The organism is uncultured Megamonas sp., from assembly GCF_958438645.1.
Lineage (GTDB): Bacteria > Bacillota > Negativicutes > Selenomonadales > Selenomonadaceae > Megamonas.
Genome location: NZ_CAUBSM010000005.1, coordinates 21991 through 40242, shown reverse-complemented (window position 1 = coordinate 40242; position 18252 = coordinate 21991). Strand labels below are relative to the sequence as shown.

Sequence of the window (18252 nt, the reverse complement as noted above, 5' to 3'; positions counted from 1 at the left end):
CATCATAAATATTATTTAACAATACAGTTAAATTTTAGCAAAAACGCAATTACCTTGAATATAAGTTTTATTAACTTTTACTTTATCCACATCTTCTGGATTTATCGCAAAAATATCTCTATCTAGCACTACAAAATTAGCCTTATATCCTATTTTTAATTGACCGAGATTTTTAAAACCTGCAATTTGAGCTGATTTTTTTGTATATAAAATTATAGCAGTCTGCATATCTATAATTTGACTGTCACCACAATCCGTACCATCATAAGCTTTTCTTGTAACAGCTCCTTTGATACATACAAATGGATCAGATGGCACCGCCCATGATGTTGCCGGTGCATCTGTAGAAAAACATAAATTTATTTTTTGTTCCAATAAAGATTTTATCGGATAACACTTTTGCATAGTATCTTCACCTAAATTTTGTAGATAACTTTCTATCTCTGCATATAGAAAAATAGGCTGAGTCACAAAACCAATATTTTTTTCTACAGCTTTATCAATGCTATCTTGACTAGGCAAAGTGATATGTTCAACTCTCACATATGGTCTATCTTGATTGAGCCAATCTTTTTCTGCATAAACTCTATCTACTACGCGTTTTATAGCATTTGTTCCCATAGCATGTACAGATAATTGACATTTATTTTGCTTACAAAAATCAATTGCAGTCTCCAATTGTTCATCAGAACATACACTTATACCGCAACTATCACTGTTTAAATAAGGCTTATCCATCCATGCAGTTTTGCCAGATACACTGCCATCACCTATTAATTTCAATCCAGCAACAAACACTTGATTATCATTATTTTGCTTTTCCTCACTGATAGCAAAATCTTTGTCATGCATAAAGAAATCCCACATATAATACATAGAAACTTCTTGCTTAAAACCTTTTGCTATCGCTTTTTTATAATAAGTATAATTATCGGATTTATCCAAATTGCCCATATCACAGACTGCCACTATACCTTGTGAAGTTAATAAATCGCCTAAATCTACTAAATTCTGTACTTTTTCAGCTTCATTTAATTCAGGTATATAAGGCAAAACTAAATTTCTAGCATTTTCTTTTAAAACACCTGTAGGCTCACCGCATTCATCACATTCAATTTGCCCACCTTCTGGGTCTTTCGTATTCTTATCTATTCCTGCTAAAGCTAACGCTTTACTATTTACACATCTTATATGACCACAAGTGCGAATGATTGCCACAGGAAAATCTTCTGTTCCTTCATCTAAATCCCAACGAGTTATAAAACGTTTTTCAGCGAATTTCCCTTCATCATAACCCCAGCCCAAAATCCATTCATTCTTATTATCTTTTTTCAATTGTTGAGCTTTTGTTTTTATTTCTGCAATCAAGTCTTTTATAGAATTCACTTTTGGAGGTAATGCTGATATTTCTTTGCTAAAATCAGCAAGCATTACAGGGTGCATATGTGCATCTACAAATCCTGGCAATACGCAAGCATTATTTAAATCTATTATTGGAAAATCACAAGTTGGTCTATCTTCTTTTTTCCCAATCCATTTTATATATCCATTTTCCACAATCATACTATCAGCATGAAGATTATCTTCATCTGATGTGAAAATTTTTCCATTCTCATAAATAAAATTATTTTCTTCCATAAAATATACTCCAAATACTAATTAAAATTAATTGTCCCAAACTTCGTAAGCAATACTTTCTTTTTTCTTAAATTTATAGATAACAGCACCTATGACATAACCTAAAATTGTAGGAATTAGCCATGCAAAACCTTGTTTAGCTAATGGAATTTGATTGATAATATTCATTAAACCAGAAATGTCTATATTCACTAATCCTGTCATCACTGCTAAATTTAAAGCATCAAATAATGACATAATAAAAGCTACCCAAACAGCACCTTTCCATGCACCATCATTTGGCACCCATTTTTTACCTAAACCTAAGAAAGTCAATACTACTGACATTGGGAATAAAATCATAAAAATAGGGCCAGATATTTTAAGTACATTGCTAACACCAAGACAAGAAATTATAAAAATAGCAATAGTAATCATCAAAGAAGCTTGTCTATAGGAAATTTTACCTTTAAACCATGCTTCCACCCATTGACCAGCAGTAGCAATCATACCTATAGCAGTAGTCAAGCAAGCCAAAATAACAGCAACAGCTAAAATAAAACTACCTTCATAACCTGCTAAATTTTTCACTAAATCAGTGAGTAAAAATGTAGCATTTACATCTAAACTATAATAATTTACACCTTGAGCTCCTAAATATGCTAAGCCAGCATAAACAACAAATAATAAAGTAAAACCTACTAAGATAATACCGAGCATCATCTTATTATATTCTTGTTTGTTGCAATAACCTTTTTCACGAAAAGCAGTGATAAACATACCTGCACAAATAATACCTGTACCTACATCACCTGTATTATATCCTGTAAAAAATCCATTCAAAAATGACTCTTTGGCTGTAGAAATAGAGCTACTATGTAATGTATCGATAGGATTTACAATGGCTAATACAACAATTGCCAATAAAGTAATAAGTAAAGCTGGTGTCAAATAATTGCCCACTTTATCAATAACAGTGGAACGGTTCATAGCAAAATAATATGATATTGCAAAAAATATAGCTAGAAAAATAATTCTCGCCATAAATGGCAATTCACCAAAAATTCCTTGCATACCAGACTCAAAAGCAACACCGCCACATCTAGGTATAGTACCAAAGATAACAACTAATAAACCAAGTCCCATATATAAATAATGCCACCAACTATTGATATGTTTCATCATATCTTGCAAATTATATCCTACATTACCTACAGAAGCTAAAGCCATCATAGGAAATAAAATTCCTGTAAGTGCTAAACCAATAATTGCCCAGCCAACTTGTTCACCTGATACTAGACCTATAATCGGTGGAAAAATCAAATTACCTGAACCAAAAAAGATAGCGAACATCGCAAAACCCATAACTAAAATATCTTTTTTCATATTTTTCTTCATCTATTTACCACTCCTCTTTTAAAATTTATCAATTGATTGTATTTATCTTATATCTTTATCGTATAATTATACCAAAGCTCTACATATTGTCAATGATATATTTAAATCAATTATATACATATTATTATTCTTTCTATACTATACATTTGTATTTTTGTTTTGGTGTTTATTAACATTTTTTTCTAAGTACTCATATTATTTATTTTAAAATAAATAATATCATCTTCAATTTTAAAATAATCAACAAGCAAAGTACATTATACTAATACATATTATTTGCAAAATTATACTGCTAATCTTCATTTTTACTAAGTATTGAAGTCCATTTTAGAAAATGATATAATTATTTTATTGTGGATATAGCCACCAGTATTAATTAGCTGGTGGCTATTCTTATCTTAATTATTTAAATTGTTAATTTTAATTTATTTTTAGAAAGGATGTATCTTTTGCTAGATAATAAACAATTATTATATAAAATTTTACCTTATGGCTGTCAGATGAATTTCTCTGATGGCGAACGCTTTGCAGGTCAATTAGAACGCATGGGTTATAAACCTGCTGAAAAATTAGAAGATGCCAATATCATCATCATCAATACTTGCTGTGTTCGTGAAAGTGCTGAAAAGAAAATTTACGGCAAAATTGGCGAAATCAAACATTTAAAACAGCAAAAACCAGATTTAATTTTAGGTATTACAGGCTGTATGGCACAAAAAGATGGCGATGCTATATTTAAAAAAGCTCCTCATGTAGATTTTGTACTTGGCACAAATAAAATGTATGATTTACCTGCTGTATTAGAAGAAATTTTTGCTTCTCGTGGTCATATTGTCAAATTAGCTGGCGATTATGATATGCCACCAAATGTAGAACCAGCAGAAAATAATTCTTTATTTGCTTTTGTGCCTATTATGTATGGTTGCAATAATTTCTGTACTTACTGTATCGTTCCTTATGTTCGCGGTCGTGAACGCAGTCGTGCACCGCAGGAAATCGTTGCTGAAATAACAAAACTCGCTCAAAATGGTGTAAAAGAAGTTACTTTACTCGGTCAAAATGTTAATTCCTACGGAAAAGATAGAGATGATGCTGATTTTGCCGATTTACTTGCTATGGTAGATAAAATCGAAGGCATTGAACGTATTCGTTATATGACTTCTCACCCTCGTGATTTAACAGATAAAGTTATCGAAACTATAAAAAATAGCAAACATATCTGTGAACATTTCCATTTGCCAGTTCAATATGGTACAGACAAAATGCTCAAAGCTATGAACCGTGGTTATACTACAGCTTACTATAAAGAACTTGTAGCTAAAATCCGTAGTCAATTCCCTGAAGCTAGTTTCACTACTGATTTAATCGTAGGTTTCCCTGGAGAAACAGATGAAGATTTTGCTCAAATGCTCGAATTCTTAAAAGAAATTCGCTATGACGCAGCTTATACATTCTTGTATTCTAAACGTTCTGGCACACCAGCAGCTACTATGGAAAATCAAGTTCCTCAAGAACTCAAAAAAGAACGTCTTCATAAATTAATGGACGCTCAAAATGAAATCAGCTTAGAAATAAATCAATCTTTATTAAATAAAACAGTAGAAGTAATGGTTGAAGGCCCTAGTAAAACAGATCCTAATGTTTATACTGGTCATACTCGTACAAATAAAATTGTACTTTGGGAACATAAAGATGAACAAATCGGCGATTTAGTACAGGTAAAAATAACTCATCCACAAACTTGGGTATTAAAAGGTGAATTGGAGGCGTAAATTTTGAAACTCACTCCAATGATGCAACAGTATCAAGCTGTAAAAAATGCACACCCAGACCAAATATTATTCTTTCGTCTAGGTGACTTTTATGAAATGTTCTTGGACGATGCTATACTCGTTTCCAAAGAATTAGAACTCACATTAACTAAAAGAAGTACAGCAGGTGATGGCATTCCTATGTGTGGAGTGCCTTATCATGCTGCTGAATCTTATATCAATAAATTAGTAAATAAAGGCTATAAAGTAGCTATCTGTGAACAAATCGGCGACCCTAAAGCAAAAGGACTCACAAAACGCGAAGTCATCAAAATCGTAACTCCTGGTACAGTGATGAACGAATCAGCTTTGACTAGCAGTAAAAACAACTATATAGCTTTAATCTATGAAGAAAATCATGCTATTTATCTAGCTGGTGCCGATATTTCCACTGGAGAATGCTTTTATAGCATTTATGATGGCCCTGATCGTTGCCAATTATTATTTGACGAACTTTATCGCTTGATGATGCCAGAATTATTATTAATTAAGCCTTTTTCTTATGAACGTGAATTAAAAAATTTCTTATCTCTTCGTTTAAATAATTGCTTAGTTAATGAATTGGCTGAAATCACATCACAAGTTGAAGACCTTATGCTTCAACATTTTGATGTGCATAATCGCCCAGATAATAAAACTGCTCATAAGGCAATTGCTACTTTACTTGAATATTTACATGAAACAGTAAAAACAGATTTAACTCATCTGAATAAATTAACTTATTTAGACTCTTCAAAATCTCTATTTATTGATACCTATACTTTGCGTAACTTAGAAATAACTCGCAATCTTCGCGATGGTGGCAAAAAAGATACATTATATGATGTTTTAGACTTCACCAAAACAGCTATGGGGAGCCGTCTTTTACGTAAATGGTTAGAATATCCATTACTTAACCCTAAAAAGATAAATGACCGCTTAGATGCTGTAGCTAATCTTGTATCTGATTTTTCCTTGCGTAATAATCTTCGTGAACAATTAAAAGAAATCTATGACTTTGAAAGATTATTGACTCGTATGGAAGTAGGTACGGCTAATGCCCGTGATATGAATGCCCTAAAATCTTCATTATATGTATTGCCTACTATAAAAAAAGCCTTAGCTAAAGCCACTGCTAAATTATTGGCAAATATTCATCAAAAAATTTCTACCTATGATGATTTAGTAATTTTAATTGATAAAGCAATCGTTGAAGATCCTAGCTTCTCCATTCGTGAAGGCGGCTTCATCAAAGATGGCTATAATCAAGAATTAGATGAATACCGCAATATCGCTAAAAATAGTAAACGTCTTTTACAGCAAATGGAAGAAGACGAAAAAAATAAAACTGGTATCAAATCCTTAAAAATCGGCTATAACAAAGTATTTGGCTATTATATCGAAGTTCGCCATAGCTCCACAGAAATGGTACCTGAAAACTATATTCGTAAACAGACTTTAGCCAATGCTGAACGCTATATCACACCAGAACTCAAAGAATTTGAAACTAAAATTCTCGGTGCACAAGAAAAAATTGTTCAATTAGAATATAATCTCTTTACAGAACTTCGCGATATCTTAAAAACAAAAATAAGCTCCATTCAAAATACTGCTCATGAAATAGCTATTTTAGACGTTTTAGTAAGCTTAGCTCAAGCAGGTGATGAATATAATTACATTCGTCCAAAATTATTAGATGATGGCACTATCCATATCAAAGATGGAAGACATCCTCTTGTTGAACGCATTTTAAATCGAGATTTATTCGTGCCAAATGACACTCATTTGGATAATGCTCAAAATGAAATCATGATTATCACTGGCCCTAATATGGCTGGTAAATCAACATATATGCGACAATCGGCTCTACTCACATTGATGACGCAAGTAGGTTCTTTCATACCTGCTCGTGAAGCTTCAATTTCCCCTGTGGATAAAATTTTCACACGTATAGGTGCTAGCGACGATTTAGTCAGCGGACAAAGTACTTTTATGGTAGAAATGAACGAAGTATCTCATATTCTAAAATATGCTACAAATAAAAGTCTTGTCATTTTAGATGAAATTGGACGCGGTACAAGTACGTACGATGGTATGAGTATTGCTCGTGCTGTTATTGAACATATACGCGACCATATCGGAGCTAAAACTTTATTTGCTACACATTACCATGAACTAACTGACCTAGAAGATGATGTTCATGTAAAAAATTATTGTATTGCCGTAAAAGAAAAAGGCTCTGATGTAACCTTCTTACGTCGCATTATTCGCGGTAGTGCTGATAAATCATATGGTATTCATGTTGCTAAATTAGCTGGATTACCTCAAGAAGTCGTAAAACGTGCGGAAACAATTCTCATTGATTTAGAAAATACAGCTCCAACTAAAGAAAAAACTATTATTTCTAAAAATAATTCTGACAAAGACAATATAGATACTACAATAAAACAAGATACAGCTATCACAAATGATACATCCCAAGAAATAAATTATCTTCAAGATAATCAAGAAGATACTGAAACAGCTGATTATCAAGAAAAAACACCAACTTTAACTGCTAACTCAACTAAAAAGTTGAAATTCATGCAAGTAGCAGAAATGCCAACTTTATTCGGCGTAAGTATAAGCACTCAATTAAAAGAATTAGATTTAATGAGTATGACACCACTAGACGCCATGAATAAATTATACGAATTGCAACAACAGGCAAAACAAGAGGAGTGATATTATGACTTCTATTCATATTTTAGATGATATCACTGTCGATAAAATAGCAGCTGGTGAAGTTGTCGAGCGACCAGCTTCTGTAATTAAAGAACTTGTAGAAAATTCCATAGATGCTCATGCGGATAAAATTGAAGTAGAAATCTTAGCTGGTGGAACATCTTTTATGCGAGTTACAGATAATGGCGATGGCATGGATAATCAAAATGCTAGACTAGCTATCTTGCGTCATGCTACTAGTAAAATCAAACAAGTAGATGATTTGATGTCTATAGATACTCTAGGTTTCCGTGGTGAAGCCTTGCCATCTATCGCTGCTGTATCAAGATTTAATTTGATTACACGTCGCCCACAAGATGATTTAGGCACTACTATAAAATTAACAGGTGGTCGCATTGATGAAATTGAAGATATGGGCTGTAATATCGGTACTACTATCAAAGTAGAAGATTTATTTTTCAATGTACCTGCTCGTAAAAAATTTCTCAAAACCACTACCACAGAAGCAAATAAAATAAATGATTTCATCATAAAATTAGCTTTATCTAAGCCTAATATTGCTTTTAAATTGATCAATAATAATAAAATAGCTATCACTACTCCAGGTAATGACTCTCTATATGATGCTATTGAATGTATCTATGGTGCTAAAGTCAGTGAAGAATTATTGCCCATCGAAGCGATAACTGACGATATCAAAGTAACAGGCTTCATCTCTAAACCTGCTATTATCCGCAGTTCTCGCTCTTGGCAAACATTCGTCATCAATGGTCGCGTGGTCAATAGTAGAATTATTTCCAAAGCAATCGACAATGCTTACCATTCATTACTGCCAAAATCTGGATATCCATTTGTTATTTTAAATATCGAAATCAACAAACGAACTATTGATATCAATGTACATCCTCAAAAAGCAGAAATAAAATTTGAAGATGAATCCTTATTATTCAAGACTATATACCATGCTGTTTTAGAAGCTGTAAAACCTAGTGATAATCAAGCTCTAAGTGATTTTGCTATTCCTGTAACAGATAAAGCATTGCATATTGAAAAAACAGTGCCGAAACAAATCAATATGGATTTACCTGAAGACAATTCATCTACTCCATCAAATTCATTTAAACAAAATTCAATCAACCATATACCATCATTAAAAAATAATACAACTCCTTTAACAGCAGATTTAAATAAATTTCGCCAAGCAAGAGAAACACTTCATCCTAATTTATCTAATCATCACAATAATACTGTTAAAGAAACTGCTATTCAAGATTACCAAACAAATACTACTACAAAACCTCAAACAGATATAAATATTTCATCTAGCGAAAACTCGACAGATTGTCAAAATTCTAATCAATTGTTAAAAGAAGCTGTCAACCTAACTCCAATTGGACAAATTGATGCTTGCTTCATTGTCGCTCAAGGCCCTAATGGAGGAATGTATATCATTGACCAACATGCAGCACATGAACGCATTTTATACGATAAATTTGCTAAACAAACTGAGCGAATTCCTGTTCAACCATTATTGATGCATTTATTTTTAGATGTAAATAATAGTGAATTAACTCTAATTGAAGAAAATCAACAAATTTTATATGATTTAGGCTTTAACGTAGAATTAGCAGGACAAAATCAGATCCGTTTAAAAGAAGTTCCCGCTGATATAAAACCACAAGAAAGTGAAGATATTTTCCGTGAAATTTTAATTTCACTTTCTCAGTTGCACACACCTACTCCTCAAGAAATTCGTCATTCCTGCTTAGCTATGACAGCCTGCAAAGCCGCTATCAAGGCTGGCGATATCTTAAATATCACACAGATGAAGATAATCTTAAATGAACTCGCACAAACGACTTTACCATACACCTGCCCACATGGCAGACCAACTATTATAAAATTCAGTACTTACGATTTAGAAAAAATGTTTAAACGAGTACAATAATAAAAAAATAAGAAAAAGATAGGCTAATTTGTCTATCTTTTTCTCTAATAATATTTATATACTACATACAATATATTAAAATAATAAAGGATGTGTATTTTATGTTTAAACAAACTAAAAAGAAAACTGCCATTATTTTATTAACTTTAGTTACTTTATTGATGACCTTAAATATAGCAACAGCTACAACTTATATTGGTTCATCTCAAAGCAATAAATTCCACTATACAGATTGCCGCTGGGCTAAAAAAATTAATCCAGAAAATGCCATATATTTTGGTAGTCGTGAAGAAGCTTTTAGCTACGGCTATGTACCTTGCAAAGTATGTAAACCTTAAAAATAAACATTTATTCTTAAAATAACAAAACCCCTAGAAAATATTTCTAGGGGTTTTATTAAATCAAAAATTTTATTCAACTATTATAAATTAATCATCATTGCCAAACATAGCCATGATCATCTGTAAAAGTCTTAAAATCTCGATATAGAGCCATACAAGAGTTAAGAGTAAACCAAAAGCACAGAAGTATTCATAGTACTTCGGAGCCCCATAAGCTACAGCCTTTTCAATATTATCAAAGTCTAAGAGCAAGTTAAATGCTGCTACACCTGCGATAATAAAGCCAATCGCTATACCAAAAATACCACTTGTTGGCATCATATGGAAACCGAATAAACTTGCAATGATATTCACGAAATAGAAAATCGCTACAGCACCTGTCATGGAAATAATCACAGAACGCACTGTTTCAGTAACTTTTATGACACGTGTTTTCCATAAAACAAGCATTAAAATCATTGTAGCCAATGTAATACCTACTGCAATTGCAGAGATACCAAAATACATTCTTTCAAATTGTGCAGAAATGATACCAAGTACTGCACCTTCAAAAACTGCATATCCAGGTGTTGTCATCGGTGCTAAATGTGGTTTAAAGCAAGTAACAAATGTTAAAACTACACCCACAATCATACCTAATATCAATACACCATAAGCAGCAGGGCTATTGGCTAAAAATACACCAGAAGCAATTGCTGAAGCAATAGTAACCAGTGTTAAACCAAATGCCTTCGTAATTGTACCTTTTAATGTAGCAGGAGCATCTATATATTCTGTAGATGACTTACTGATTATCTTCATAGCTGGATTTGCCATAAAAATCTCTCCTTAAATATATATGAATTCTTTCTTTATATTATATCACATTTCCTACCACAAAATAGGTAAAAAATCTCTATCTATTTATTCTTTTTAACTATACACTAGTTAATTATCTAAAAAAATATTTCTATTTCATTGACTTATAGCTTTCGTACTATTTCTAACAATTAACTTAGGTTCTAGAATGACAATTTTATTTTTTATATCATTTTCATTATTAACTAATAGCTCAATTACTTCTGTAGCCTTTTGTCCAATCTCTTCTATGGGCTGACGAATGGTAGTCAATGGTACTTCTAATAAAGATGCAAAAGCTATATCATCATATCCCACAATAGAAATATCTCTAGGTACGACTAAATTATGTTCTTTTATACTAGCTAATGCTCCCATCGCTGAAAAATCATTTGCTGCAAATATTGCTGTTATATTTTTCTCTAATAAGTCATCACAGCCCATTTTCCCTTTTTCAAAAGAATAATCTCCTTCAAAAATTAGATTTTCATCTATTTTTATATCATTATCCTTCAATGCTTGTTTATAACCTGCTAATCTTTGTCGTGCATCATCTAAAATTAAAGGTCCCGTTATACAGCCTATTTTTTTATGCCCTAATTTTATTAAATGTTCTGTTGCTAAATATGCACCTTGCAAATGATCAACACTGATTTTATACTTTCCAATATCAAACATATCACGGTCAATCAAACAATATGGTATATTATTATCCTCTAAAAAATTTATAGTTTCTTCTACTTCTCTTTCTGTGCTATTAGCCGCCATACTCAAAAAAATCCCATCAACCATATAATCGCAGAGCATTTTTAAATGCTTTAATTCTTGCTTATGTTTATTATCTGAATTACAAATCAACAAATTCCAATTATGTTTATGACATTCATCTTCTAAAACCTTTGCTGTATAAGAAAAAAATTGATTTCTAATATCAGGTAAAATAAAACCTATAATATTACTTTGTTTTTTCACTAAACCTACCGCCATTTTATTTGGTCGATAACCCATTTCTTTTACAGCTTTAGCTATGATTAATTTTGTTTCTCGAGGAATATGACTCGCTTTATCATTCAACACCAAAGAAATCGTTGTAACTGAAAATCCTGTTTTTTTTGCTATATCCTTGATAGTAACACGTGATTTCATTCTTATTCAAACCTTTATTATTTATTTATAAATATTATAAAAAAATATCTTTTTCAGTTCAATCCACTTCTGCAATTTTAGGAATAGATACACTTGCTCCTTTTCTTGATACTGTAATCGAAGACGCTTTACTTGCCTTTTGCAAACTTTCTTCAATAGATTTACCCTGTTGTCTTAATGCAATAAAATATCCTGTAAAAGTGTCTCCAGCAGCTGTTGTATCTACAGCATCAACTTTATAAGCAGGTTGAAAAATATTTATATCTTTATGACGATAATATGCACCCTTATCACCAAAAGTTAAAATAATTTCTAATTCAGGATATTTATTAGCCAAACTATCTAAAATATCCTCAATTTTTTCTTTACCTGCCAAATATGCTCCTTCATGTTCATTGACAAAAATTCCATCTATTGCCTGCATATCATATTTATTAAGATTATCATTGATTGGTGAAGGATTAAGATATATCTTCATTTGTTTAGCTTTTGCTACTTCAATAATATAATCAATATTGGAAATTTCATTTTGTAAAATTAAAATATCACCTTGTGCAAAATCTTGCATCACTTCATCAATATAAGCTTTATTTACTTCATAATTAGCTCCATGAAATAAAATAATACAATTTTGTCCATGTTTATCAACTTGAATAATAGCCTGACCACTTGCTGTTTCCACTGTTTTAATCAAAGATGTATCTACATTATTATCTTTTAAAGCCTGTAGCAAAATCTCTCCATCTTTACCAACACAACCAGCATGCATGATATTTCCACCAGCTTTAGCTACGGCAATTGACTGATTTAAACCTTTACCACCTACACTTTCACTAAAACTTACAGAGTCGATAGTTTCTCCACCTTTTACAATTTCTTCAACAGCATAAACCTTATCAATATTTAACGAACCGAAATTTAAAATCTTCATAAATAAAATTCTCCTTTATTTTTATCTATTTTAATAAAACGTTTTACTTAAATTTTAAAAACTATAATTATAATACAATCATTTTTTCAATTAGTCAATATTATCTAAAAATAAAAAATACTTTATAAGTAAAAAGCTTTCTACATAGATATATAATCTAGTAGAAAGCCTTTTTTATTTTACAAGCTCTATTAATTTTTGTTTTACTGCTGGTAAAAAGAATTTACAATTTTTCATCTGTGTTTCACTGATACCAAAAGTTTCACCATCTTCAATCAAAGCGATTAAATTATCTACAGCACCAGCCATTACACAAAGTTCTTTAAATGTAAAATCATTTACATGATTAGTAAATTTATCTAAAGATAAATGTGCTAAATCTTTTGCTTTTTCTTCTTCTTTTTTGGAAGTCAATCCTGCAAAATCAGTCTGCAAAAAAATACTTAAAGCAAATCTTATTACATTTGCTTCTTCTCCAGAAAACAAAGCTTTTTGAGAATTTAATGGTAACATTTTAAAACCTCGCTATTTATGTATTATACTAAATATCAATGTTTTCAATTATACCATAAATTCTACTGTTAATATATTATTATTTTTCTAAAGTTACTGTATCAATCTGCGTATTATCTGGTAAATAGCAACTAAAAGTCAAGCTATTTTCATCAGCTTCTAATACTACATAATTATCTGTCTCTGGTTGTGGTGGTACATATTCATCAAGTGGATTTCTATGCCATAAATTAGGATAACGCACATTTCCAGCTACACCCGTAAGCAAATATAAAGTTCCTTGATCATCTTGAGCAAAATCTCTGATTAATACTCTACGTCTATATGTGTGTAAATGTGCTGTCAATACTGCATCAACATCATATTTATCAAATATCGGCATATAGATTTCACCATGTCTAGAAAAACTTATTTCATCACCTAATGGTCTTGCATCTCTACCATAATTTAAAATATCTCTATGCATTAATACAACTTTCCATTTTTTATTCGTAGTTGCCAAATCATTTTCTAACCATTTGAGCTGTTCATTCAATAAATCTGGTTCAAAATTTGCCATCTCATCATCTTGCGTATTAATCACTGTAAAATGCACATCACCATAATCATAAGAATAATACTGATTTTGATATTTATCACTGCCATTTGTCGGCAAATTAAACATCGTTAAATATATATTCGGCATAGCTACTTGCCAATCAGTAGTATAAGTTTCATGATTTCCCTGTACTGGAGATACTGGTATATTATTTACCATTGGTTCTACGCCATCAAACCAACCATTCCACTGTACTAAATCGTATCCATTATCCACTAAGTCGCCCATATTTATAAAGAAATCACTATCTTGATTATTTTGCCATGCAGTCATCGCCAGTGATTTCCATTCTGTGTAGTCATTTGATTGAGAGTCAGGGAAAATTAAAGCCTTAAATTTATTATTATTTTCTTTTGCTGTTTTTAATTTATACCAATCACTGCGATTATTTTCAAAGCCCAATCTATAATCATAGACCATATCAGCTTTTAAATTTTCTAAAGTTACAGCATAAATATAAATCTTTTTATTATCGATATCTAAAACACTTTTTTGTGGTTTTACCTGTGAAATATCATCTTCATTTTCCTGCTTATATTCTAAAACAAAATCATCTCTATCGTTCAAAGATTGCCACATAATAGTTCTACTATTAGCACTATCTTTTGTAATAACTTGATGTAAATTCATATATTCTTCACTATTCAGTAAATTATATACCTTTGTTGCAAAAAACATTTGTTCTACTTTATTTCTAAGTGGTGAATATGACATTATTCCTATTGCACAGATAATTATTAATAACAATACACTAATAATTATTCTTTTTTTCATTAAATCACCTCATATTCTTTTATCAAACATTTTTCCCCATTTCATATGCTTCTTGTATAGCTTTAGTATCTTTTATTTCTCCTTTTTGCCAAGCACCTACACCATAAATAATGCCTTTTTCAGTTGGATTTTCTAAACAATCTAAAAAACCTCTAAAGCATTCAATACTTCTTTCCATCATATTTAAATCAGTATCTGCTGCTGTGATTATAAAATAAAACTCTTTATTACTTAAATTTGTATATTGAGGCACAATTCTGTCGATTAAAGTTTTCATCTGTGCATTAATTGTATAAAAATATACTGGACTAGCCATAACAATAACATCAGCTTTGAGTAATTTAACTAAAATCGCTTTCATATCATCTTTTTGCACACATTCATGTGTAGTATTACAAACACCACAACCTGTACAATAATTTATATTTTTATCTGCCAAAAAAATTTTTTCTACATCATGACCAGCTTCAATTGTACCTTTCATAAATTCATCACATAAAATATCAGAATTCCCTTTTCTTCTTGGACTAGCTGATAATATAATAACATTCTTTTTCATTGTAATCTCTCCTCTAAATAATACATTTCTTTTGTTATTTATACTATAAACCTTGGAGTAAACTTCATGTCAATAAAAAAAATACCTAGTATTAGAATTAATACTAGGTATCTTCTCTTATCTCCAAATCAACTGCATTAAATTTTTATACTCATTATTCAAATGTCTTATGATTACATCAAACATAGTATAAATCAAATTGCCTTCTTTTTCTACTTCATTGAGAAGAACGCAGCAATCTAAGATCAAATTATCTTCATTATCAAAATAATATTTAAATGCTTTATACGTTTTGTTTAACTCATTTATACCTATTCTTAGCTCTGTTTCATTATCTTTATTTAAAGCTTTAGCGGCTACAAAAACTCTTATCATTCCATAAATACTATCATCTAAAATAACTAATACTGGTAATTTTTGCCCTTTAATATCAAGATTTGAACGAAAAACTACTGTATTAAGTTCACTATTTTCAATTTTTTCAAAAGTAAAACACTTTATCTCTTTTTCATCTAAAAATTTTTTAAACTGCTCAGCTCTATTATTCATATATATTACCTCACTAAAATATAATATTTTTTATTTTACTATTTCATATGGCCAGTCTATAATACCACCAAAACTATAAACATTTGTATATCCCATATTTACTAACTTAATTGAAGCTTCTGCAGCTCTTTTACCACTTCTACAATACACTAAAAGCATTTGATCTTTATTTGGTAATATTGTTGCTACTTTTTCACTATCAACGACAATCTCTTCATTAGGCAAAGATATTGCATTTTTTACATGACCTTCATTATATTCTTCTGTCGTTCTAACATCAATAATTATATAATTTTTTTCTGTATCCATTAATTGTTTAGCATATTCTGGACTAATTTTTTGAAAACTAGCTACTTGCGTTGCATTTACAACTTCATCATCAGCTTGTGCTATTTGCTGAAAAGTTACAAAACTAATGCCTAAAATCATAACCATTAACATATATTTAACATATTTAAACATAATTACACCTCACCAACGTTTAAACAACTCATTTCCTATTACTTCTGGATGATGATATTGTTTATCTTTTAAATTATAATTACCAAAACTAATTGCTTGAACTGGACACCATTGAATACAAGCCAAACAGTATATACATTTATTATTTGACTTAAATTTAATTATTCCTTCTTTTTCCACAATATTATTTGTCGGACAAAGCTTTATGCACTGTTTACAATGAATACAATTTCCCTTTATCTTCTTTTTACCTAAGAATTTTTTTATAAAATACCATGAAAATTTCTTTTTTATTACATAAATTCGTAACTTTTTCATTAAAGCATTATTGTTAAATTTATGTTGATTTATTTCCTTCCCTATTTTTAAGACCTTATCTTTATAAGTATTTAATAAATTATAATCATACTTCTTACCCCAAAAACTTAAAATATTATCCGGTAAAAATACTTCATTTCTATATGCTAAATCTATATTTTTAGCTTTTAATAAATCTTGCATTGTTATAAAAGTATTTCCTACTTTACCGCCACAAGTAACTACAGCATAACAATATATTTTCTTATTACTTTTTATCTCTAATTTTTTTATAAAATCTTGCATTAAATCCAAAACATCATAACAATGTACAGGAAAAACAAATCCCATTACACTATCATCATGTTTACAATCTTTTACAGTGCTGATATCTTGCATTTTATCTTGTGTTAAATATGCCAATAATTTCGCTACTTGATACGAATTTCCAGTTCCTGAAAAATAATATATCATTACTTATTAAATTCTCCATTTCTTTTATCCCTTAAATAAATTTTATAAATTCCTATAATACGCTCCCCATTTATTCATTAAGTTTATTATAGGCTCTATTGTTTTGCCTATCTCCGTCAAAGAATATTCCACTTTAGGTGGAACTACAGCATATACTTTGCGAGATATAATTTTATCTTTTTCCAATTCACGTAAATTAGATGTTAATACTTTTTGTGTACAAGGAATAGCCCTATTTAATTCTGAAAATCTTTTTGTTCCTTTTAATAATTCTTTAACTACTAATATTTTTGTTCTTGTCCCGAAAATTTGTAAAGACACAGCTACATCACAAGGTAATAACTCTTTTTCCATATTGCTCTTCTTCCATTTCTTTACTATCTTTGAAGAAACTATAGTACTTTAAAGTGCCTTCTTCATAAACATTTTTATCCATGATATTATTATAACAAATTTATAAATCTATATCAGAAAGGATTTTTATGATGAAAATTCAACAAATACGCAACGCTACTTTAATCATAACGTATGCAAATAAAAGATTTCTAATTGATCCGATGTTTGCACCTAAAGATTTTTATCCACCAATACCAAAATGTTTTAATCCCAACACTAAATGGCCTCTCGTAGATTTACCCTTTGCCACTTCAAAAATCATTGCTAATATTGATGCTGTAATTCTAACACATTATCATATCGACCATTTTGATGAATTTGCAGTCCAAGCACTACCTAAAGATTTAAAAATCTATGTCCAAGATGATATTGATAAACAATTATTGATAAATCCCGGCTTTACCAATATCGAAATTTTAACAAAAGAAGGCAATTCATTTGATGATATCAAGCTCTATAAAATTGATTGTCAACATGGCATAAAAGCTCTAACAGTACCGTATTTTGAATTTACAAGTAATTATTTTAACATGAGTGTACGCTATGAAGCTATGGGCGTTATTTTCCAACATAAAGATGAAGAAACTTTATATCTAGCTGGTGACACTATATTTTGTGATTTTGTTAAAAATGCTATTGCTCAATATGCACCTACTAAAATTATCATCAACTGTGCAGATGCCCAATTTGAACACAGTGGCTCTATCATCATGGGAACTGATGATATTTTAAAACTTCATCAATATGCTCCTGATTTAAAAATAATAGCCAGTCATTTGGATACTGTAGGTCATGCCACTTTAAACCGTCAACAATTAAGCGATTTTATCACTCAACATAAATTATCTGATTATATTTTCATACCAGAAGATGGTGAAATAATCTAAATGAAAATACA

At 30.4% G+C, this 18252-nt stretch carries 17 protein-coding genes; 5 read left to right on the top strand and 12 right to left on the bottom strand.

All coding sequences use genetic code 11. From position 1 onward, the window contains the following. Positions 1-27: 27 nt before the first annotated feature. Both Q5I67_RS05645 and brnQ read right to left on the bottom strand, forming a co-directional pair. Positions 28-1638 (bottom strand): amidohydrolase, encoded by a 1611-nt coding sequence (locus Q5I67_RS05645; protein WP_302486649.1) that lies wholly within the window; start codon positions 1636-1638, stop codon positions 28-30. A 27-nt stretch (positions 1639-1665) separates the two neighbouring features. Continuing rightward, complete coding sequence (gene brnQ / locus Q5I67_RS05640; protein ID WP_302486648.1) at positions 1666-3015, bottom strand: branched-chain amino acid transport system II carrier protein; 1350 nt, start codon at positions 3013-3015, stop codon at positions 1666-1668. A 449-nt stretch (positions 3016-3464) separates the two neighbouring features. On the opposite strand from brnQ, the gene miaB reads away from it, so the two are divergent. The 4 genes from miaB (at position 3465) to Q5I67_RS05620 (ending at position 9815) form a co-directional block, all read left to right on the top strand. Then, positions 3465-4787, top strand: coding sequence for a tRNA (N6-isopentenyl adenosine(37)-C2)-methylthiotransferase MiaB (gene miaB, locus Q5I67_RS05635; RefSeq protein ID WP_302486647.1), 1323 nt, complete (start codon positions 3465-3467; stop codon positions 4785-4787). A 3-nt stretch (positions 4788-4790) separates the two neighbouring features. Continuing rightward, complete coding sequence (gene mutS / locus Q5I67_RS05630; protein WP_302486646.1) at positions 4791-7529, top strand: DNA mismatch repair protein MutS; 2739 nt, start codon at positions 4791-4793, stop codon at positions 7527-7529. A 4-nt stretch (positions 7530-7533) separates the two neighbouring features. Continuing rightward, positions 7534-9477, top strand: a complete 1944-nt coding sequence (gene mutL, locus Q5I67_RS05625) for a DNA mismatch repair endonuclease MutL (protein ID WP_302486645.1) — start codon at positions 7534-7536, stop codon at positions 9475-9477. 101 nt (positions 9478-9578) lie between these two features. Then, positions 9579-9815: an Ada metal-binding domain-containing protein gene (locus Q5I67_RS05620; protein ID WP_296897862.1), complete on the top strand. Its 237-nt coding sequence runs from the start codon at positions 9579-9581 to the stop codon at positions 9813-9815. 90 nt (positions 9816-9905) lie between these two features. Here Q5I67_RS05620 and Q5I67_RS05615 read toward each other — a convergent pair whose 3' ends face one another. The 10 genes from Q5I67_RS05615 to Q5I67_RS05570 form a co-directional block, all read right to left on the bottom strand. Then, complete coding sequence (locus tag Q5I67_RS05615; RefSeq protein ID WP_302486644.1) at positions 9906-10634, bottom strand: Bax inhibitor-1/YccA family protein; 729 nt, start codon at positions 10632-10634, stop codon at positions 9906-9908. Positions 10635-10772: 138 nt separating this feature from the next. Further along, positions 10773-11801: a LacI family DNA-binding transcriptional regulator gene (locus Q5I67_RS05610; RefSeq protein WP_302486643.1), complete on the bottom strand. Its 1029-nt coding sequence runs from the start codon at positions 11799-11801 to the stop codon at positions 10773-10775. 58 nt (positions 11802-11859) lie between these two features. After that, entirely contained in the window at positions 11860-12732 is an 873-nt protein-coding gene (locus tag Q5I67_RS05605) for a ribokinase (RefSeq protein WP_302486642.1), read from the bottom strand. A 174-nt stretch (positions 12733-12906) separates the two neighbouring features. Continuing rightward, on the bottom strand, positions 12907-13245 hold the full coding sequence (locus Q5I67_RS05600; RefSeq protein WP_302486641.1) for a hypothetical protein: 339 nt from the start codon (positions 13243-13245) through the stop codon (positions 12907-12909). Positions 13246-13324: 79 nt separating this feature from the next. After that, positions 13325-14617 carry a metallophosphoesterase family protein gene (locus Q5I67_RS05595; RefSeq protein WP_302486640.1) on the bottom strand — a complete coding sequence of 431 codons (1293 nt, stop codon included), beginning with the start codon at positions 14615-14617 and terminating at the stop codon, positions 13325-13327. A 22-nt stretch (positions 14618-14639) separates the two neighbouring features. Continuing rightward, on the bottom strand, positions 14640-15176 hold the full coding sequence (locus Q5I67_RS05590) for a flavodoxin family protein (protein ID WP_302486639.1): 537 nt from the start codon (positions 15174-15176) through the stop codon (positions 14640-14642). A 117-nt stretch (positions 15177-15293) separates the two neighbouring features. Further along, positions 15294-15725, bottom strand: coding sequence for a hypothetical protein (locus tag Q5I67_RS05585; RefSeq protein WP_302486638.1), 432 nt, complete (start codon positions 15723-15725; stop codon positions 15294-15296). A gap of 30 nt (positions 15726-15755) precedes the next feature. Continuing rightward, positions 15756-16187: a rhodanese-like domain-containing protein gene (locus Q5I67_RS05580; RefSeq protein ID WP_302486637.1), complete on the bottom strand. Its 432-nt coding sequence runs from the start codon at positions 16185-16187 to the stop codon at positions 15756-15758. 9 nt (positions 16188-16196) lie between these two features. Next, entirely contained in the window at positions 16197-16958 is a 762-nt protein-coding gene (locus Q5I67_RS05575; protein ID WP_302486636.1) for an EFR1 family ferrodoxin, read from the bottom strand. A gap of 42 nt (positions 16959-17000) precedes the next feature. After that, positions 17001-17312 carry a helix-turn-helix domain-containing protein gene (locus Q5I67_RS05570; protein WP_167624463.1) on the bottom strand — a complete coding sequence of 104 codons (312 nt, stop codon included), beginning with the start codon at positions 17310-17312 and terminating at the stop codon, positions 17001-17003. Positions 17313-17440: 128 nt separating this feature from the next. On the opposite strand from Q5I67_RS05570, the gene Q5I67_RS05565 reads away from it, so the two are divergent. After that, a complete protein-coding gene (locus tag Q5I67_RS05565) occupies positions 17441-18241 on the top strand; it encodes an MBL fold metallo-hydrolase (RefSeq protein ID WP_302486635.1) in 801 nt (266 codons plus the stop codon). Positions 18242-18252 lie beyond the last annotated feature (11 nt).